The 20,182-nt window shown below is 71.3% G+C and carries 14 protein-coding genes; 10 read left to right on the top strand and 4 right to left on the bottom strand.

Annotated features, from left to right (window positions below; translation table 11 throughout):
- Nucleotides 1-213 precede the first annotated feature (213 nt).
- Entirely contained in the window at nt 214-1,641 is a 1,428-nt protein-coding gene (locus ACZ6BG_RS07680; RefSeq protein ID WP_468998295.1) for a sugar porter family MFS transporter, read from the top strand.
- A 54-nt stretch (nt 1,642-1,695) separates the two neighbouring features.
- Here the strand turns inward: ACZ6BG_RS07680 and ACZ6BG_RS07675 are convergent, their stop codons facing one another.
- Nucleotides 1,696-2,673, bottom strand: coding sequence for an LLM class flavin-dependent oxidoreductase (locus ACZ6BG_RS07675; protein WP_468998293.1), 978 nt, complete (start codon nt 2,671-2,673; stop codon nt 1,696-1,698).
- Nucleotides 2,674-2,763: 90 nt separating this feature from the next.
- The gene (locus ACZ6BG_RS07670; protein ID WP_468998291.1) at nt 2,764-4,224 is read right to left on the bottom strand and encodes a cytosine permease; all 1,461 of its coding nucleotides are present in this window, start codon (nt 4,222-4,224) and stop codon (nt 2,764-2,766) included.
- A gap of 215 nt (nt 4,225-4,439) precedes the next feature.
- On the opposite strand from ACZ6BG_RS07670, the gene ftsY reads away from it, so the two are divergent.
- Nucleotides 4,440-5,660: a signal recognition particle-docking protein FtsY gene (gene ftsY, locus ACZ6BG_RS07665; RefSeq protein ID WP_468998289.1), complete on the top strand. Its 1,221-nt coding sequence runs from the start codon at nt 4,440-4,442 to the stop codon at nt 5,658-5,660.
- Between the two features lie 214 nt (nt 5,661-5,874).
- Here the strand turns inward: ftsY and ACZ6BG_RS07660 are convergent, their stop codons facing one another.
- Nucleotides 5,875-6,570: a bifunctional DNA primase/polymerase gene (locus ACZ6BG_RS07660; RefSeq protein WP_469000124.1), complete on the bottom strand. Its 696-nt coding sequence runs from the start codon at nt 6,568-6,570 to the stop codon at nt 5,875-5,877.
- 639 nt (nt 6,571-7,209) lie between these two features.
- Here ACZ6BG_RS07660 and nsdA point away from each other — a divergent pair.
- The 7 genes from nsdA to ACZ6BG_RS07625 all read left to right on the top strand — a co-directional run bounded on the left by nsdA (nt 7,210) and on the right by ACZ6BG_RS07625 (nt 17,494).
- The gene (gene nsdA / locus ACZ6BG_RS07655; protein WP_468998287.1) at nt 7,210-8,685 is read left to right on the top strand and encodes a transcriptional repressor NsdA; all 1,476 of its coding nucleotides are present in this window, start codon (nt 7,210-7,212) and stop codon (nt 8,683-8,685) included.
- Nucleotides 8,686-9,015: 330 nt separating this feature from the next.
- Nucleotides 9,016-10,380, top strand: a complete 1,365-nt coding sequence (locus tag ACZ6BG_RS07650; RefSeq protein ID WP_468998285.1) for an ammonium transporter — start codon at nt 9,016-9,018, stop codon at nt 10,378-10,380.
- Nucleotides 10,377-10,715, top strand: coding sequence for a P-II family nitrogen regulator (locus ACZ6BG_RS07645; RefSeq protein WP_030361971.1), 339 nt, complete (start codon nt 10,377-10,379; stop codon nt 10,713-10,715). Before ACZ6BG_RS07650 ends, ACZ6BG_RS07645 begins: the two co-directional genes overlap by 4 nt.
- A gap of 57 nt (nt 10,716-10,772) precedes the next feature.
- Complete coding sequence (locus ACZ6BG_RS07640; protein WP_469000122.1) at nt 10,773-13,346, top strand: [protein-PII] uridylyltransferase; 2,574 nt, start codon at nt 10,773-10,775, stop codon at nt 13,344-13,346.
- 208 nt (nt 13,347-13,554) lie between these two features.
- Nucleotides 13,555-15,120, top strand: a complete 1,566-nt coding sequence (gene ffh, locus ACZ6BG_RS07635) for a signal recognition particle protein (protein WP_468998281.1) — start codon at nt 13,555-13,557, stop codon at nt 15,118-15,120.
- A 164-nt stretch (nt 15,121-15,284) separates the two neighbouring features.
- A complete protein-coding gene (gene ftsH / locus ACZ6BG_RS07630) occupies nt 15,285-17,216 on the top strand; it encodes an ATP-dependent zinc metalloprotease FtsH (RefSeq protein ID WP_468998278.1) in 1,932 nt (643 codons plus the stop codon).
- A 35-nt stretch (nt 17,217-17,251) separates the two neighbouring features.
- A complete protein-coding gene (locus ACZ6BG_RS07625) occupies nt 17,252-17,494 on the top strand; it encodes a hypothetical protein (protein WP_468998274.1) in 243 nt (80 codons plus the stop codon).
- Between the two features lie 165 nt (nt 17,495-17,659).
- On the opposite strand, the gene ACZ6BG_RS07620 is transcribed toward ACZ6BG_RS07625, so the two are convergent.
- Nucleotides 17,660-18,520 (bottom strand): class I SAM-dependent methyltransferase, encoded by an 861-nt coding sequence (locus ACZ6BG_RS07620; RefSeq protein ID WP_468998271.1) that lies wholly within the window; start codon nt 18,518-18,520, stop codon nt 17,660-17,662.
- Nucleotides 18,521-18,734: 214 nt separating this feature from the next.
- Between ACZ6BG_RS07620 and proS the strand changes: the two genes are divergently transcribed.
- On the top strand, nt 18,735-20,150 hold the full coding sequence (gene proS, locus ACZ6BG_RS07615; RefSeq protein WP_468998269.1) for a proline--tRNA ligase: 1,416 nt from the start codon (nt 18,735-18,737) through the stop codon (nt 20,148-20,150).
- Nucleotides 20,151-20,182 lie beyond the last annotated feature (32 nt).

Below are 20,182 nucleotides of genomic sequence, written 5' to 3'. Positions count from 1 at the left end.
CACCGGCCCACCCCGTGTTCAGAACTTGAACACGGGGTGTCGTCTTCTGTGACTCAGATTCACTGTTAACGAACTATTGACTTCGCAACTTGAAGGAATAGTCTCTGCAACGTTGCTTTTACCTTCAGGTGGTGGGCGGCGTGAAGTTGTGCGCCACTTGAAGGGCTCTCACCCCCACCCCCGGCAACGCAGCCGGTGGCCCGAGGAGTACACGTGACCAGCACAGCGCAGCCGCCGCAGTCAGGGGCCAGGGACGCCCACCCGGACCATCTGGGCCATGTCATCTTCATCACGGCGGCAGCCGCGATGGGCGGATTCCTCTTCGGCTACGACAGTTCCGTGATCAACGGCGCGACCGTCGCGATCCAGGACCGGTTCGACGTCAACGCGGACATGCTGGGCTGGATCATCGCCACCGCCCTGCTCGGCTGTGCCGTCGGTGCCGCCGTCGCGGGTCGCATCGCCGACCGCATCGGCCGCATCCGCTGTATGCAGATCGCCTCGGTGCTCTTCGCGGCCAGCGCCATCGGCTCCGCGCTGCCGTTCGCCGCGTGGGACCTCACCGTGTGGCGCTTCATCGGCGGCATCGGCATCGGCATGGCCTCCGTGATCGGCCCGGCCTACATCGCCGAGGTCGCGCCGCCCGCCTACCGCGGCCGCCTGGCCTCGTTCCAGCAGGCCGCCATCGTCGTCGGCATCGCCGTCTCCCAGCTCGTCAACTGGGGCATCCTGAACATGGCGGACGGCGACCAGCGCGGCAAGCTGGCCGGCCTCGAGGCCTGGCAGTGGATGCTCGGCGTCATGGTCGTCCCGGCCGTCCTCTACGGCCTGCTGTCCTTCGTGATCCCCGAGTCGCCGCGCTTCCTGCTCTCCGTCGGCCGCCAGGACGAGGCCAAGAAGGTGCTCGCCGAGGTCGAGGGCACCTCGGTGGACGTGGACGCGCGCGCCGCCGAGATCGAGCTGGCCATGCACCGCGAGGACAAGTCGACGTTCAAGGACCTGCTCGGCGGCAAGTTCGGCTTCCTGCCGATCGTCTGGATCGGCATCTTCCTGTCGATCTTCCAGCAGCTCGTCGGCATCAACGTGATCTTCTACTACTCGAACCAGCTCTGGCAGTCGATCGGCCACGACCCGAGCAGCTCGTTCCTGTACTCCTTCGAGACGTCGATCGTGAACATCGTCGGCACGGTCATCGCGATGATCTTCGTCGACCGGATCGGCCGCAAGCCGCTCGCCCTCATCGGCTCGGCCGGCATGGCCATCGCCCTGTTCACCATGGCCTGGGCGTTCTCCTACCGGACCGGCTCCGGCGACGACGTCTCGCTGCCGCAGGGTCAGGGCCTGACCGCGATCATCGCCGCCAACGCCTTCGTGCTCTTCTTCGCGCTGTCCTGGGGCGTGGTGGTCTGGGTGCTGCTCGGCGAGATCTTCCCGAACAAGATCCGCGCCGCGGCGCTCGGTGTGGCGGCCTCCGCGCAGTGGCTCGCCAACTTCGCGATCACCAAGACCTTCCCGAGCATGTCGGAGTGGAGCCTGACCGGCTCGTACATCATCTACGGCGCGTTCGCCGCGCTCTCGATCCCCTTCGTCGCGAAGTTCGTGAAGGAGACGAAGGGCAAGACCCTGGAGGAGATGGGCTAAACCCCGCTGCCCCGCTCCTCTTGAGGAAGCTGCCCCGGCCCGAGGACCGCAAGGTCAGTCCTTGAGCCGGGGCAGTACGTCTTCGCCGAGCAGACGCAGGCTCCGCCACCCCTCGCCCACCGGCATCCCGCCGACGAGCGGATGCAGGACGAGATTCGCCCCGGACTCCGCGAGCGCCACGCACGCGTCGGGCGTGAGCACCCGGTACACGCCCTCGGCGCGCAGGTCGTCGACCGTCGTCGCCGCCGAGCGCACCGCCGAGCGGATGTCGTCGGACTGCCAGGAGGCATAGGTGCGGGCCTCGTGCAGGAAGTGCTCGCCGTACGCGGCCCAGGTGCGGTCGGGGTCCTCGCTGAGGTGCAGCAGCGGGGTCTCGGCCGCGGGCATCATCGTCCAGCCCTCGGTGCCGTACTCGGCGCGCTTCTCGTCGTAGTACGCCTCCAGCTCCGGCAGATGCGCGCTCGGGAAGAACGGCAGGCCGAACCGGGCGGCGCGGCGGGCCGCCGCCCGCGACGAGCCGCCGACCAGGAGCAGCGGGTGCGGCCGGCTGTGCGGGCGCGGGGTGACGCGCACGGTGCGGCCGCGATGGCTGAACTCCTCGCCGGTCCACGCCTTGAGCAGGGTCTCCAGAAGCTCGTCCTGGAGCTTGCCACGCCGGGCCCACTCGACGCCGAAGGCCGCGTACTCCTCGGGCCGGTAGCCGATCCCCGCGACCGTGACGAGACGGCCGCCGCTCAACAGGTCGAGCACGGCGATGTCCTCGGCGAGGCGCAGCGGATCGTGCAGCGGCCCGATGACCGCCGAGACGGTCACCGCGATGCGCCGCGTCGCCCCGAACACCGCGCCCGCGAAGGCGAACGGCGACGGCAGCCAGTTGTTGGCGACGCCGTGGTGCTCCTCGGTCTGGATCGTGGAGACGCCGCGGTCGTCGGCGTACGCGGACATCTCCAGGGCGGCGCGGTAGCGGGCGCTGAGCGTGTCGGGGGTGGCCGCGGGATCGACGAGGTTGAAACGTACGACTGTGACGGGCATGCGGAACGTCCCCCTTCACCGGGTGCGGCGAAGGGGGACGGTAGCTGACGCTGCGTCAGATGGCCAGGGGCGGGCGGGGGTTCAGGGTGCTCATGCCTTGGCGGCGGCCTTGGTCGGCTCGGTCGCCTTGGCCGTGGTGGCCGGCTCGGGGAGCGGCTGGCGCGGCAGCAGGGCGTAGAGCGCGGCCGCGACCAGGATCGTGACGAGCCAGCCGAGGCCGTTGCGCCCGATCCAGGACGTGGCGAGCGGGCCGCTGAACCAGTCGACCTTGGTGAAGAGCAGGCCCACGACGAGCGCGACGCCCCAGGCGGTCATGGCCTGCCAGGCGAAGCCTGCCTTGTACCAGTACGCACTGGTGCGCTTGGTGTCCATCAGCGCTTCGCCGTCGTACGTCTTCCTGCGCAGCATGTCGATGCCGAACACGCCGATCCAGGCGGAGAAGGCGACCGCGAGCAGCGTCAGGAAGGAGATGAAGGAGCCCATGAAGCTGGTGGCGACGTTCATCAGGAGGTAGCCGAAGATCAGGCTGATGATGGCGTTCACGCTGACCGCCCACGCGCGCGGGACCTTGATGCCGAGTGTCATGGCGGTGAAGCCCGCCGAGTACATCGACATCGAGTTGATCAGCAGCATGCCGATCAGGGCCATGATCAGATACGGCACCGCGATCCACGTCGGCAGCAGGTCCCCGAGGAAGGCCACCGGGTCCTGCGCCGAGGACAGCTTCGGCTGCGAGACGGCCATGACCGCGCCCATCAGGACCATCGGGACCACGACGATGGCCGCGCCGCCGACGGCGTGCCCGACCAGCGGCCTGTTCGAGGCCGTGCGCGGCAGATAGCGGGTGAAGTCCGGGCCCGTGGGCACCCAGCTGATGCCGCCCGCGGCGATCGTGCCGATACCCGCGATCATCATCGCCGTGGAGCCCGCGGGCTTGTCGAAGACCTGGCCCCAGTCGGTGTCCGTGAGGAGATAGACGAGCACCAGGACGCTGAACGCGCCGAAGAGGTACGTCGACCAGGTGCTGCACACGTGCAGGACCTTGCGGCCGAGGCCGGAGATGAGGAACGTGGCGGCGACGAAGGCGAGCAGAGTGATGACCTTCAGGGCGGTGTTCGCCCGCACGCCGAAGCAGATGTCGAGCACGGTGAGGATCGCGTACGCACCCGTGACCGCGTTGATCGTCTCCCAGCCCCAGCGCGCGACCCAGATCAGTGCGCCGGGGAAGAGGTTGCCGCGCTGGCCGAAGACCGCGCGCGAGAGCGTCATGCCCGGGGAGCCGCCGCGCTTGCCCGCGATGGAGACGAGGCCCACCAGGCCGTAGCTCAGGACGGGGGAGACCAGGGCGACGACCAGGACCTGCCAGAAGTTCAGGCCGTTCGAGACGATCAGGCCCGCGCCCATCGTCAGGAGCAGAACGCTGATGTTGGCGGCGACCCAGGTGGGGAACAACTCGCGGGTCCTGCCGTGGCGCTCGGAGTCCGGGACGGGCTCAAGGCCTCGGGTCTCCAGGGCGCCTTCGTGTTCGGCCGTTTCGGCGGTGGTGCTCATGAGGGGTGGTTCCGTGCCTCTCGCTCGGCTTGCGTCGACGTCGTCGCCGGCCGGTGGGGGTGAGCTGGGTGAATCAGCAGATGGGACTCTACGCGCGTTGACGCAGCCTCTTCCATCGTACTTTAGTCCGAGTAATGGCGGCTAGTGGCCTATGTCCATTGGAGGAAAGCACTAGGGACCTGCCCGAAGGGCCCATGACTGATACTGGGTGAGTTATGGAAATCGTCATCCTTGCTGTAGTCATCGCCGTGGTCGTGGTCGGTGCGATCGGCGGGCTCGTCGTCGGCAGCCGCAAGAAGAAGCAGCTGCCCCAGGCGAAGGCCCCCTCCGCGACGCCCACCATCACCACCCCTCCGGCCGAGCCGCACGTCGGCGACGAGGCCGAGACGCCGCGCGACGAAGCGCGCCGCACGATCGAGGAGGTGGACCTGCCGGTCGCCGAGCCCTCGGCGTCCGCACCCGTCACGACGGAGGAGCCCGCGGCCCCGCCGGCTCCCGAGATCGAGACCCCCGAGCCCACCGCGGGCCGCCTGGTGCGCCTGCGCACGCGCCTCTCGCGCTCCCAGAACGCACTCGGCAAGGGCCTGCTCACGCTCCTCTCGCGCGAGCACCTGGACGAGGACACCTGGGAGGAGATCGAGGACACCCTCCTGACCGCCGACGTCGGCGTCGCCCCCACCCAGGAGTTGGTCGAGCGGCTGCGCGAGCGCGTCCGGGTCCTCGGCACGCGCACCCCCGAGGACCTGCGCGCCCTGCTCCGCGAGGAACTCCTCACCCTGGTCGGCACGGACTTCGACCGCACCGTGAAGACCGAGTCCGGCCTGGAGACCCCGGCCATCGTGATGGTCGTCGGCGTCAACGGCACCGGCAAGACCACCACCACCGGCAAGCTCGCCCGCGTCCTGGTCGCCGACGGCCGCTCGGTCGTCCTCGGCGCCGCCGACACCTTCCGTGCCGCCGCCGCCGACCAGCTCCAGACCTGGGGCGAGCGCGTCGGCGCCCGCACGGTCCGCGGACCCGAGGGCGGCGACCCGGCGTCGATCGCCTTCGACGCGGTCAAGGAGGGCATCGCCGAGGGCGCCGACGTCGTGCTCATCGACACCGCGGGCCGACTGCACACCAAGACCGGCCTGATGGACGAGCTGGGCAAGGTCAAGCGCGTCGTCGAGAAGCACGCGCCGCTGGACGAGGTGCTGCTCGTCCTCGACGCCACCACCGGCCAGAACGGCCTGGTGCAGGCCCGCGTCTTCGCCGAGGTCGTCGACATCACCGGCATCGTCCTCACCAAGCTCGACGGCACCGCCAAGGGCGGCATCGTGGTCGCGGTCCAGCGCGAGCTGGGCGTGCCCGTGAAGCTCATCGGCCTCGGCGAGGGCGCGGACGACCTGGCGCCGTTCGAGCCGGAGGCGTTCGTCGACGCGCTGATCGGAGACTGAGGCGGCGGGCGTCGTGGTGCGCTTGGGCGTGGTGCGCTCAGGTCTGGCGCGCTTACGTGCGCGGCGCTTACGTGTGGTGCGCCTACGTGTGGTGCGCCTACGTGTAGTGCGCTCTGTCAGCGAAGAAGTGCCCCGCCCCCGGGTGCAGCCGGGAGTGGGGCACTTCGTCATGTGGTCGCCGCGTGCGGTGCGTGGTCGCCGCGCGGAGCGAGCGTCACGCGGGCGACCGGTGGGCGACGTACGCCAGCGTGCCGAGGAGGAGCCGGGCGTGCGGCGGACCCGTGACCGACTCGGGGTCGGGGGAGCGCAGCCAGCGGACCGGCCCGAGGCCCGCGCGGTCGGACGGCGGGGCGGTGATGTGCGCGCCGGGGCCCAGACCGTGCAGGTCGAGCCCGGTGTCGTCCCAGCCCATGCGGTAGAGCAGCTGCGGCAGTTCGGCGGCGGCGCCTGGGGCCACGAAGAAGTGCGTGCGGCCGTCCGGAGTGGCCGTCACGGGGCCGAGCGGCAGGCCCATCCGCTCCAGGCGCACCAGGGCGCGGCGCCCCGCCGACTCGGCCACCTCGATCACGTCGAACGCGCGGCCCACGGGCAGCATCACCGCCGCGCCGGGGAACTGCGACCAGGCCTCGGTCACCTCGTCGAGGGTGGCCCCCGCGGCGATCTCCGGGGCGAAGTCCAGCGGGTGGGCGCCGGGGGCGGCGCAGTCGGCGCGGCCGCAGGAGCAGCGGCCGTCCTGGGCGCGCGCGCCGGGCACCACGGCCCAGCCCCACAGGCCCGTGTACTCGGCGACGGCCGTGCACTCCTCGGAGGCCGAGCGACAGCGCCGACGGGACCCGGAGCGCGGCTCCCTCGTCTCCTTGGCGGCGCGCGGCTCTTTTGCAGCGCGCGTCTCCTTGGCCGCGCGCGGCACACGCGCCTCCGCGCCCGCTTCCGCCGCGCCTCTCGCGCCCGTCTCGCCTGTCTGCTCGGTCCCCCGGACGTCCTTCGTTCCCCGAACACCGAACCGGGGCTCTTTGGTCCCCCGGATGCCGCCGATCGTGAAGCCCATGCCCCCTCCAACGGGTCGCGTGTGCGGTGGTTACGTGTGCGCGGTGGTGACGTGACGGATCCCGACCGTGACTCGCCGTGCCTGGACGCGTTGTGCACGTCTCAAGCCGACTCTCGCCGACTTTCGCCGCGTTCCGCCGTCAGCTGGTGCCCGCGCTCAGAGGCATTACAGGTGGTGCACTCCGTTGCCCGCGCCCCTGCGTGCTCCGCTCCGCCCACTTTGGGTTGTCCGGTGTCAAGTGAATCGCGTGCGGCGGGCAGGTAGTTCATTCGAAGGGGTGGCGAATGGTGGCGTTTCCGCGTTCGCCCTCGCCGGAGCGGTGATCGTAGGATTACTTTCGGTGCATGGCTCAGGGGCTTGCGCACTTGTGGGTATGCCGGAGGCAAGTCGGTTTCCCGTTCGAAGGGTGACATTCTCCGGACGGGCCGCCGCAACACGCGGCATTCTGTTAGGGCTTGACGTGGACCTCGGACAAGTGGCTTGAGGGATGGGGGCGTTCCAGTGGGCGGCAATGGCGGTAGCGGTGCGAACGCTGAGAAGCGCCCCAACGAGATGCTCGGTTCCTGGTTCGTGCGCAGCGGCTGGTCGAAGGGCGAGCTGGCCCGCCAGGTGAACCGCAGAGCACGCCAGTTGGGCGCGCACCACATCTCCACGGACACCTCACGGGTGCGCCGCTGGCTGGACGGCGAGAACCCCCGCGAGCCCATCCCGCGCATCCTCTCCGAGCTGTTCTCCGAGCGCTTCGGCTGCGTCGTCGCCGTCGAGGACCTCGGCCTGCGCGCCGCCCACCAGTCCCCGTCCGTGTCCGGCATCGACCTGCCCTGGACCGGCCCCCAGACCGTCGCGCTGATCAGCGAGTTCAGCCGCAGCGACCTGATGCTGGCGCGGCGCGGCTTCCTCGGCACCTCGCTCGCCCTGTCCGCCGGACCCGCCCTGATCGAGCCCATGCAGCGCTGGCTCGTGCCCGGCCCCTCCGCCCCGGTGGCCGAGCCCGAGCCGCAGCTCACCTCGCGCCGCCCCGGCCGCCTCTCCCGGCCCGAGCTGGACCTGCTCGAGTCCACCACGGTGATGTTCCGCCAGTGGGACGCCCAGTGCGGCGGCGGCCTGCGCCGAAAAGCCGTCGTCGGTCAGCTGCACGAGGTGACCGACCTGCTCCAGGAGCCCCAGCCCGAGGACACCTCCAAGCGCCTGTTCAAGGTCGCCGGTGAACTGGCCGAACTGGCGGGCTGGATGAGCTACGACGTAGGGCTCCAGCCCACCGCCCAGAAGTACTTCGTGCTCGCCCTGCACGCCGCCAAGGAAGCCGGCGAGAAGTCCCTCGGGTCGTACATCCTCTCCAGCATGAGCCGCCAGATGATCCACCTCGGCCGGCCCGACGACGCCCTCGAACTGATCCACCTCGCGCAGTACGGCAGCCGCGACTGCGCGAGCCCGCGCACCCAGTCGATGCTGTATGCGATGGAGGCCCGCGCCTACGCCGGAATGGGCCAGCCAGGGCGCTGCAAACGGGCGGTCCGGATGGCCGAGGACACCTTCGCCGACGCGGACGACTGGGACGAGCCCGAGCCCGACTGGATCCGCTTCTTCTCCGAGGCCGAGCTCAACGGCGAGAACGCCCACTCCTTCCGCGACCTGGCCTACGTGGCCGGGCGCAGCCCCACGTACGCCTCGCTGGCCGAGCCCGTCATGGCCCGCGCCGTCGAGCTCTTCGGCAGCGACCCCGAGCACCAGCGGTCGTACGCACTGAACCTGATCGGCATGGCCACCGTCCACCTGCTCCAGAAGGAGCCCGAGCAGAGCACGGTGCTCGCGGGCGAGGCCCTGGCCATCGCCAAGAAGGTGCGCTCCGAGCGGGTCAACACCCGGCTGCGCAAGACCGTCGACAACGCCCTCAGGGACTTCGGGGACGTGGCGGACGTGGTCCGGCTCACCGACCAGCTCGCCGTCGACATGCCGGAATCCGCGGAGGCCGTCTGACATGCCCGCGCACCCGGCCGCCTGACCGGCGAGCCCCGCACACTCCGGCCGCGGCCGGCCCATCCCGACAGCCCGACTCGGCTCCCCCATGCCAGGTCATCTGGATAGGCCGCCGCGGCCGGTTCCGTGAGGGTAGGACCGCCCCGCCCCGCGCGCCCCGCTGTTCATCCACGCGTAACACGCACGACCTCTTCGTCACTGGCGCGAAACATCGAGCGGCACTGACCGAAACCGCGCTGCGCCAACCTCATGCGGCATAACCGGCCCACCGTCCTCGCACCGCAGAGGGTGAAGCCCGCACGGGCCGTATCCGACGACGAGGAGACGCCGATGCCCCCAGGCATCACGCTTGCCGCAGACGCCCCGCAGCTGTCTGCCGCCAACACCGGGTTCATGTTGATCTGCTCCGCCCTGGTGATGCTCATGACGCCGGGGCTCGCCTTCTTCTACGGAGGCATGGTCCGCGTCAAGAGCACCCTGAACATGCTGATGATGAGCTTCATCAGCCTCGGGATCGTCACCGTCCTGTGGGTGCTCTACGGCTTCTCCGTCGCCTTCGGCACCGACCACGGCAGCCTCTTCGGCTGGAACGGCGACTACGTGGGCCTCGGCGGGATCGGCCTCAACGAGCTGTGGGACGGGTACACCATCCCGGTCTACGTCTTCGCCGTGTTCCAGCTGATGTTCGCCGTCATCACGCCCGCCCTGATCAGCGGCGCGCTCGCGGACCGCGTGAAGTTCACCGCGTGGGCGCTGTTCGTGGCCCTGTGGGCGACGATCGTGTACTTCCCGGTCGCGCACTGGGTGTGGGGCACCGGCGGCTGGGCCTTCGAGCTGGGCGTCATCGACTTCGCCGGCGGTACGGCCGTGCACATCAACGCCGGTGCCGCCGCCCTCGGCGTGATCCTCGTCATCGGCAAGCGCGTCGGCTTCAAGAAGGACCCGATGCGCCCGCACAGCCTGCCCCTGGTGATGCTCGGCGCCGGTCTCCTCTGGTTCGGGTGGTTCGGGTTCAACGCCGGGTCCTGGCTCGGCAACGACGACGGCGTCGGCGCGCTGATGTTCATCAACACACAGATCGCCACGGCCGCCGCCATGCTCGCCTGGCTCGCCTACGAGAAGATCCGCCACGGCGCGTTCACCACCCTCGGCGCCGCCTCCGGCGCGGTCGCGGGACTCGTCGCCATCACCCCCTCCGGCGGCTCCTGCTCGCCGCTCGGCGCGATCGCCATCGGCGCCGTCGCCGGTCTGCTGTGCGCCCTGGCCGTCGGCCTGAAGTTCAAGTTCGGCTACGACGACTCCCTCGACGTCGTCGGCGTCCACCTGGTCGGCGGCATCGCGGGATCGCTCCTCGTCGGTCTCTTCGCCACCGGCGGCGGCCAGTCCAAGGCGCAGGGTCTCTTCTACGGTGGTGGCCTCGAACAGCTCGGCAAGCAGGCCGCCGGTGTCGGCGCCGTCCTCGGCTACTCCCTCGTCGCCTCCGCCGTCCTCGCCTTCCTGATCGACAAGACGATCGGCATGCGGGTCGACGAGGACGAGGAGGTCGGCGGCATCGACCAGGTCCAGCACGCCGAGACCGCGTACGACTTCAGCGGCGCGGGCGGCGGCTCCGCGCCCCGCACGACCGCCGTGCCGGGCCCGGTCCAGGGGGCCGCGCAGCCGGCGGCCCAGAAGAACAAGAAGGTGGACGCATGAAGCTCATCACCGCGGTCGTCAAGCCGCACCGCCTCGACGAGATCAAGGAGGCCCTGCAGGCCTTCGGGGTCCAGGGCCTGACCGTCACCGAGGCCAGCGGCTACGGACGGCAGCGCGGCCACACCGAGGTCTACCGCGGCGCCGAGTACACCGTCGACCTCGTACCGAAGATCCGCATCGAGGTCCTCGTCGAGGACGAGGACGCCGAACAGCTCGTCGAGGTCGTCGTCAAGGCGGCCCGCACCGGCAAGATCGGCGACGGCAAGGTGTGGAGCGTCCCCGTCGACACGGCGGTCCGGGTGCGGACCGGCGAGCGCGGACCCGACGCGCTGTGACGCGCACGGCGTGCGCGCTGTAGTCCCACAGAGAACAGGAGCCGCTGGGTGACGAGCGTGGAAGTACCGAAGGAATCAGCAGACTCAGCAGACACGGAAGACTCCGGACCCAGCGGCTATGCGGCGGCCCGGCTGCGCCTCCTCCAAGAGGAGGCGCGGTCCGGGCCGCCGCGCCGTTCCGCCCTCGCCGAGCTGACCGACGGATGGCTGAACGGGCTCTTCGCCGCGGGCGCCGCCGACACCGGACCCGGCGCGTCGCGAGGCATCGCCCTGGTCGCCGTCGGCGGCTACGGCCGCGGCGAACTGTCGCCGCGCAGCGACCTCGACCTGCTGCTCCTCCACGACGGCACCGCGGACCCGGGCGCGGTCGCCGCCCTCGCCGACCGCATCTGGTACCCCGTCTGGGACCTCGGCCTCGCCCTCGACCACTCCGTGCGCACCCCCGCCGAGGCCCGCAAGACGGCGGCCGACGACCTGAAGGTCCACCTCGGCCTGCTCGACGCCCGGCACGTCGCCGGTGACCTGGGGCTCACCACCGGGATGCGCAGCGCCGTCCTCGCCGACTGGCGCAACCAGGCCCCCAAACGGCTGCCCGAGCTGCGTGAACTGTGCGCGGACCGGGCCGCGCGCCACGGCGAGCTCAGCCATCTCCTCGAACCCGACCTGAAGGAGGCGCGCGGCGGACTCCGCGACGCCACCGCGCTGCGGGCCGTCGCTGCCTCCTGGCTCGCGGACGCGCCCCGCGAGGGCCTCGCCGAGGCCCGCCGCACCCTGCTCGACGTACGCGACGTCCTGCACCTGACGACCGGCCGCGCCACCGACCGGCTCGCCCTCCAGGAACAGGACCAGGTCGCCGCCGAACTCGGCCTGCTCGACGCCGACACCCTGCTGCGGCAGGTCTACGAGGCGGCGCGCACCGTCGCCTACGCCAGTGACGTGACCTGGCGCGAGGTCGGGCGCGTGCTGCGGTCCCGGAAGGCGAGGCCGCGGCTGCGCGGACTCCTCGGCGGCGGGAAGGGGGCCGCGGCCGAGCGGTCGCCGCTGGCCGAGGGCGTCGTGGAGCAGGACGGCGAGGTCGTGCTCGCGCGCGCCGCCCGGCCGGAGCGGGACCCCGTGCTGCTGCTGCGGGCCGCCGCGGCCGCCGCGCAGGCCGGGCTGCCCCTGTCCCTGCACGCCGTGCGCCGGATCGCGGCCGCCGCCCGGCCGCTGCCGACGCCCTGGCCCGCCGAGGCCCGCGAGCAACTGGTGACGCTGCTCGGTGCCGGGCGGCCGACCGTCCAGGTCTGGGAGGCGCTGGAGGCCGAGGGCCTGATCACCCGGCTGCTGCCCGACTGGGAGCGGGTCTGGTGCCGCCCCCAGCGCAACGCCGTCCACACCTGGACCGTCGACCGGCACCTCGTCGAGACCGCCGTCCGCGCCGCCGACCTCACCCGCCGCGTCGGACGGCCCGACCTGCTGCTCGTCGCCGCCCTGCTGCACGACATCGGCAAGGGCTGGCCCGGCGACCACTCCGTCGCCGGGGAGATCATCGCCCGCGACGTGGCCGCCCGGATCGGCTTCGACCGCGCCGACGTCGCCGTACTCGCCTGTCTCGTACGCCACCACCTCCTCCTCATCGAGACCGCGACCCGGCGCGACCTCGACGACCCCGCGACCGTGCGGTCCGTCGCCGAGGCCGTCGGCTCGCCCGGCACCCTGGAGCTGCTGCACGCCCTCACGGAGGCGGACGCGCTCGCCACCGGGCCCGCGGCATGGTCGTCGTGGCGCGGCTCGCTGGTCGCGGACCTGGTGAAACGGGTCGCGGCGGTGCTCGCGGGGGACGAGGTCGAGGACCCGTACGCGGCCGGGGACGGCGCGCTCGCCACGGCGGAGGAGGAACGGCTCGCGGTGGAGGCGGTGCGGACGGGGGCGCCGGTGGTGGCGTTGCGGGCGGACGCGGGCGGGGGTGCTTTGGGGGAGGCGGGGGCCTCGGGGGCTTCGGTGGGCCGCGAGGGGGCCGCCGGTTCTGCTGGTTCCGCCGGTTCTGCTGGTTCCGTCGGTTCCGGCGCGGAGCAGGCCGAGCCGCTCGGTGTGGAGCTGTTGGTCGCCGTGCCCGAGCAGGGCGGGGTGCTGCCCGCCGTCGCCGGGGTGCTCGCCATGCACCGGCTGACCGTGCGCACCGCGGAGCTGCGGGCGGTCGGGCTGCCCGAGGAGATGCCCGGCTCGGTGCTGATGCTCCAGTGGCGGGTGGCGGCCGAGTACGGCTCGCTGCCCCAGGCCGCGCGGCTGCGGGCCGACCTGGTGCGGGCGCTCGACGGGTCCCTCGACATCGCGGCCCGGCTCGCCGAGCGGGACGCCGCGTATCCACGACGCCGGGGCACGGTGGCGCCGCCGCCCCGGGTCACCGTGGCGTCGGCGGGGTCGCGGCGGGCGACGGTGATCGAGGTGCGCGCCCAGGACGCTCCGGGGTTGCTGCACCGGATCGGGCGGGCGCTCGAGGCGGCAGAGGTGCGGGTGCGCAGTGCGCATGTGTCGACGCTGGGGTCCAACGCGGTGGACGCCTTCTATGTGACGGGGGCGGACGGGGCACCACTGGCGGGGGAGCGGGCCGCGGGAGTGGCGCGGGGGGTGGAGGAGGTGTTGCGGGGGTAGGGGGACGGTCGCTCGCGGGTGCCCGTCGTACGAGGTGCACGGGTGCCGTCGTACGAGGCGTGTGAGTGCTGTCGGACCGGGCCCGTGGGCCTCGCCCGGGGCCCGGCCGAGGTCAGGTGGGGACGGAGGGCACCCGCCCCGGCGAGAGGCAGATACCCTGGAGGGCGACTCGCCCGCCCGCCCCCGATCCCGAGGATTCGCGACCGCCGTGTTCGACACTCTTTCCGATCGCCTCGCAGCGACATTCAAGAACCTCCGCGGCAAAGGCAGGCTCTCCGAGGCTGACATCGACGCCACGGCGCGCGAGATCCGTATCGCCCTGCTCGAAGCGGACGTCGCCCTGCCGGTGGTCCGCGCCTTCATCAAGCAGGTCAAGGAGCGGGCGACCGGCGTCGAGGTCTCCGCGGCGCTCAACCCTGCCCAGCAGGTCATCAAGATCGTCAACGAGGAGCTCATCGGCATCCTCGGCGGCGAGACCCGGCGCCTGCGCTTCGCCAAGCAGCCGCCCACGGTCATCATGCTCGCGGGCCTCCAGGGCGCCGGTAAGACCACGCTGGCCGGAAAGCTCGGCCGCTGGCTGAAGGCCCAGGGCCACTCCCCGCTGCTCGTGGCCTGCGACCTCCAGCGCCCGAACGCCGTGAACCAGCTGTCGGTCGTCGCCGAGCGCGCGGGCGTCGGGGTCTACGCCCCGCAGCCGGGCAACGGCGTGGGCGACCCGGTGCAGGTCGCCAAGGACTCGATCGAGTACGCGCGTACGAAGCAGTTCGACGTGGTCGTCGTCGACACCGCGGGACGCCTCGGCATCGACCAGGAGCTGATGCAGCAGGCCGCGGACATCCGCGACGCCGTCAGCCCCGACGAGGTCCTGTTCGTCGTCGACGCGATGATCGGTCAGGACGCCGTCAACACGGCGGAGGCCTTCCGGGACGGCGTCGGCTTCGACGGTGTCGTGCTCTCGAAGCTCGACGGCGACGCCCGCGGTGGTGCCGCGCTCTCGATCGCGCACGTCACCGGCCGCCAGATCATGTTCGCCTCCAACGGCGAGAAGCTGGACGACTTCGACGCGTTCCACCCGGACCGCATGGCGTCCCGCATCCTCGGCATGGGCGACATGCTCACGCTCATCGAGAAGGCCGAGCAGACCTTCTCGCAGCAAGAGGCCGAGAAGATGGCCTCCAAGCTGGCGAGCAGCAAGGGCGGCAAGGACTTCACGCTCGACGACTTCCTGGCCCAGATGGAGCAGGTCAGGAAGATGGGCAGCATCAGCAAGCTGCTCGGGATGCTGCCGGGCATGGGGCAGATCAAGGACCAGATCAACAACCTCGACGAGCGCGACGTCGACCGCACCGCGGCCATCATCAAGTCGATGACCCCCGGTGAGCGGCAGGAGCCGACGATCATCAACGGCTCGCGGCGGGCCCGTATCGCCAAGGGTTCCGGTGTCGAGGTCAGCGCCGTGAAGAACCTGGTCGAGCGGTTCTTCGAGGCCCGCAAGATGATGTCCCGCATGGCGCAGGGCGGCGGTATGCCGGGGATGCCCGGGATGCCGGGCATGGGCGGCGGTCCCGGCAAGCAGAAGAAGAAGCAGAAGCAGGCCAAGGGCAAGCAGCGCTCCGGCAACCCGATGAAGCGCAAGCAGCAGGAGGACGAGGCCGCCGCGCGGCGCGCCGCGGCCGAGGAAGCCGCCGCGAGTGGGGCGTTCGGGCTCCCGGCCGCCGGCCAGGGCGGCAAGGACTTCGAGCTGCCGGACGAGTTCAAGAAGTTCATGGGCTAGTTCATGAGCTGACGGACGGCACGCCCGTCTCGTACGTCGTACGTCGCCTGGGGCGCCGCACCGATCGGTGCGGCGCCCCAGGCGTGTGCGGAGTGGGCTGACGGCGGGCACCGGGAGTCCTTGCCGCGGGTGCCGGTGGGCATTTTGTGTCGTAGCGTCCGCATATGAGTAACCCCGTGCCGCCGCGTCAGAAGCCCGAGCAGCCGTGGCGCTCCGAGGGTGCTCCGGAACCCGCGCCCACGCCGCCGCCGAAGCGGAAGCTGCCCGGCGGCTGGGGCGGGCTGATCCTCGCGGCCCTGATCGTCTACCTCGTCGCCAACCTCGTTCTCTCCTTCTTCGGCGACGGCGACGAGCCGACCATCTCGTACACGGAGTTCAGCAAGCAGGTCGACTCCGGAAACGTCTCGAAGATCTACTCCAAGGGCGACGCGATCCAGGGGCAGCTCAAGAAGGAGCAGAAGGATCCGGACGGGGGTGACGAATACACCAAGTTCAAGACGCAGCGGCCCGAATTCGCGGACGACAAGCTGTGGGGCGATCTGACGAAGAACAAGGTCACGGTCACCGCCGAGCCGGTGGTGCAGCAGCGCAGCTTCCTGTCCAACCTGCTGATCTCGCTCGCCCCGATGCTGCTGCTCGTGGTGCTGTGGATCTTCATCGCGCGGCGGATGGCGTCCGGGATGGGCGGCGCGGGCGGCATGCTCGGGCGCAAGCAGCCGCCGAAGCCCGTCGAGCTGGAGCCGGGCAAGAAGCGGACCACCTTCGAGGACGTCGCGGGCATCGACGAGGTCGAGGGCGAGCTGAACGACGTCGTCGACTTCCTGAAGAACCCCGACGCCTACCGGAAGATGGGTGCGCGGATGCCCGGCGGTGTGCTGCTCGCCGGGCCGCCCGGGACCGGCAAGACCCTGCTGGCGCGGGCCGTCGCCGGTGAGGCCGGGGTGCCGTTCTTCTCGGCGTCCGCGTCGGAGTTCATCGAGATGATCGTGGGGGTGGGGGCCTCGCGGGTGCGTGAGCTGTTCGCCGAGGCCCGCAAGGTCGCGCCGGCCATCATCTTCATCGACGAGATCGACACCATCGGGCGGGCCCGCGGCGGCGGCAGTGGCATGGGCGGGCACGACGAGCGCGAACAGACGCTCAACCAGATCCTCACCGAGATGGATGGTTTCTCCGGCTCCGAGGGCGTCATCGTCATCGCCGCCACCAACCGCGCCGACATCCTCGACCCGGCCCTGACCCGTCCCGGCCGCTTCGACCGCGTCGTCAACGTGTCACCGCCCGACCGCGGCGGCCGCGAGGCCATCCTCGGCATCCACACCCGGGCGATCCCCCTCGCCGAGGACGTGGACCTGGCCCAGATCGCCCGCACGACCCCGGGCATGACGGGCGCGGACCTGGCCAACCTCGCGAACGAGGCCGCCTTGCTCGCCGTGAAGCGGGGGCAGGAACTGGTCACGCAGTCCGACCTCTCCGAAGCCCTGGAGAAGGTGCAACTGGGCGCCGAGCGGCCGCTGGTGATGCCCGACGAGGAGCGCCGCCGGACCGCGTACCACGAGAGCGGGCACGCCCTGCTCGGGATGCTGCAGCCGGGCGCCGACCCCGTCCGCAAGATCACCATCGTGCCGCGCGGACGCGCCCTCGGCGTCACCCTGTCGACCCCGGACGCCGACAAGTACGCGTACACGGAGGAGTATCTGCGCGGCCGGATCATCGGCGCCCTGGGCGGCATGGCAGCCGAACACGTCGTCTACGGAGTCATCACCACCGGCGCCGAGAACGACCTGGAGCAGGTCACCAACATCGCCCGCGGCATGGTCGCCCGCTGGGGCATGAGCGAGCGCGTGGGCCGCCTCTCGGCTCTCCCGAACGACGCCCAGCAGGCCTACGGCCTGGCCGCAGCCCCGGGAACCCTCGACACCATCGACGGCGAGATGCGCCGCATCGTCGACGAGTGCTACGAGAGCGCCTGCCGCCAACTCCGCGACCACCGCGGCCAACTGGACGCCCTGGCCGCGTCCCTCCTGGAGAACGAGACCCTGGAGGAGGCCGACGCCTACAGGGTGGCCGGTATTACACGGCTCACCAAGGAAACGTGAGGCACGCGCGCCACCGGGCTGGCCAACGTGCCGCCATGGACAGCAGCGACGTCAGGGAAGCCGCCGCCGGACTGCTGCATACGCACGACATCACCCAGGGCCTCGCCATCGCGTGGCTGCCGCCCCGGGCGCTGTGCGAGCGCGTGCTGGCCCGGCTCTTCCCGGACGCCCCGGACGGCGACCCTGCCGCCGTGCTGCTCTGGTGCACGGGGCGCGGCGACCTCGACGGGCGTGAGCGTCGGACGGTCTGGACGTGGCAGGCGGCGCTCAAGGAGTGAGGCGCGTCGGCGCCGGGTCGTGTGCGGGGTCTGCGTAGAGGACGGTTCTCGGCGCCCCGTCCCCTGTAATGCGTGCTCAGCCGTGCGTACGAAGCAGTGGTTGTTCGTCAGCAGTGCGTACGTAGCAGTGACTGTTCATCAGCAGTGCGTACGTAGCAGTGGCTGTTAAGGCGTGCGCGCGATCAAGTAGCGGAATACGTTCGGCATCCATACCGTGCCGTCGCGGCGCTGATGCGGATGCAGTGCCTCGGTCAGTTCCTTGTCGACCTGTACCTCGTCCGTCGCGCCTACCGCCGCGTCGAACAGGCCGGTGGACAGCAGGCCGCGGACGGCGCTGTCCATGTCCGCGTAGCCGAAGGGGCATGCCACGCGGCCCGAGCCGTCCGGCTTGAGGCCCGCGCGGTGCGCCACCTCCTCCAGGTCGTCCCGGCACGCCGGGCGCCAGCTGTGCGCGCTGCGCAGCGGGTCGGCGAGCTTCGTGGCCACCCGGAGCACGGAGGACGTGGTGCAGCGCTCCGGAGGGCCCCAGCCCGCGAGGACCACGGCGGCGCCTCGCTCGGCGAGCGGGGACGCCGACTCCAGGAGTGCCGAAAGGCCCTCGGAGTCGCCGGCCACGCAGCCGATCGGCTGGAACGCGGTCACCAGGGTGTACGGCGGGACGTCCGGGGACGCGGCGTCCTCGGGGGAGCCCTCCACCAAGCGGGTCCCGGCCCCTGGGCGTGCGCCCGCGGACGCGTCCGGCGCGAGGCGTTCGCGGGCGAGCGCCAGGCGTTCGGGCGCCGACGGTTCCACGCCGGTCACCGAGGCGCCCCGCGAGGCCGCCATCAGCAGGGCGAGCCCGGACCCGCAGCCCAGGTCGAGAAGGCGCGTGCCGCGGCCCACTTCCAGTCGTTCGTACACCGCTTCATAGAGCGGGACCAGCATCCTCTCCTGGATCTCCGCCCAGTCACGCGCGCGTGCGCACCGGTCCGCACGTGGGGTCGCACCCGCGCGCGGGCGGTGGGAGTGCACGAGCGTAGGTGTCATCGAAAGCGCCCCAATCCGCCGAGAGTTGTCGTGCCGATTTCTGCGATTCGTCCGCCCCCACGACGTGCGTTCACGCTCCCCCCGTATGCCAGGGAACTCCGCATCCGTCGTGGCGTCCAGGGGTTGTGGGGCAATGCTTGTGTGCCACCGTCGTGCGCCCCCTGAGACCGTAAATTTCCGGCCCTTCAGACGGCTCGGACGTACCATGCGCGCCATGGCAAAGGCACCCGTACTCACGCCCCGCGCGGACGACTTCCCCCGCTGGTACCAGGAGCTGATCACCAAGGCCGAGCTGGCCGACAACGGGCCGGTGCGCGGCACCATGGTGATCCGACCGTACGGCTACGGGCTGTGGGAGCGGATGCAGCACGACATGGACGTGCGCATCAAGGAGACGGGTACCCAGAACGCGTACTTTCCCCTCCTGATCCCGCAGTCGTACCTCACGCGCGAGGCGGAGCACGTCGAGGGCTTCGCTCCGGAGCTGGCTGTCGTCACGCACGGCGGCGGCAAGGAGCTGGAGGAGCCGGTCGTCATCCGGCCCACTTCGGAGACCATCGTCAACGAGTACTTCTCCAAGTGGGTGCAGAGCTACCGCGATCTGCCGCTACTCATCAACCAGTGGGCCAACGTGGTCCGCTGGGAGCTGCGGCCGCGCCTGTTCCTGCGCACCTCGGAGTTCCTGTGGCAGGAGGGCCACACGGCCCACGCGACGTACGAGGAGGCCCGCGACTTCGCCGCCCGTATCCACCGGCACGTCTACGGAGCGTTCCTGCGGGACCTCCTCGCGATGGACTTCGTGCTCGGCCGCAAGACGGCCGACGAGCGCTTCGCGGGCGCCATCAACACGCTCACGCTCGAAGGCATGATGGGCGACGGCAAGGCCCTCCAGCTCGGCACCAGCCACGAACTCGGCCAGAACTTCGCCAGGGCCTTCGGCACCCGGTACCTGTCGAAGGACGGCGAGCAGGAACTGGTCTGGCAGACCTCCTGGGGCTCCACGACCCGCATGATCGGCGCTCTGGTGATGATGCACGGCGACGACAACGGCCTGCGTCTGCCGCCGCGCCTCGCGCCCGTCCAGGCCGTCGTCCTCGCCGTGAAGGACGACGACGCCGTGCTCGCCAAGGCGCGCGAGATCGGTGAGCGGCTGACGGCGGCGGGCGTGCGCGTCCAGGTCGACGACCGCACGGAGACCCCCTTCGGGCGGCGCGCCGTGGACTGGGAGCTCAAGGGCGTGCCGGTGCGCGTCGAGATCGGGCCGCGCGACCTGGAGAACGGCACCGCGATGCTCGTACGCCGGATCGCGGGCGGCAAGCAGCCCGTGGCCCTCGACGCCCTCACGACGCTCCTGCCCACCGTCCTCGAAGAGGACCAGGAGCTGCTGCTCACCCAGGCCCGCGCCCGCCGGGAATCCCGTACGAGCGAGGTGGCCGACGCCGGCGAGGCCGTCGAGGCCGCCGCGGCGGGCGGCTGGGCGCGCCTGCCGTGGGCGGCGCTCGGCCCGGCGGGCGAGGCGCGGCTGGCCGAGCACGGTGTGACCGTACGGTGTCTGGTCACGGAGGACGGGGCGGTGCCGGACGCCGATGACGCACCCGGTAACGTCGCCGTCGTGGCACGCGCGTATTGAGACCCCGGATTCCGGCTGGGGTGCCTTCAGGA

Source organism: Streptomyces sp. NPDC041205, from assembly GCF_055591765.1.
This window is presented reverse-complemented; position numbering and strand designations above follow the sequence as displayed.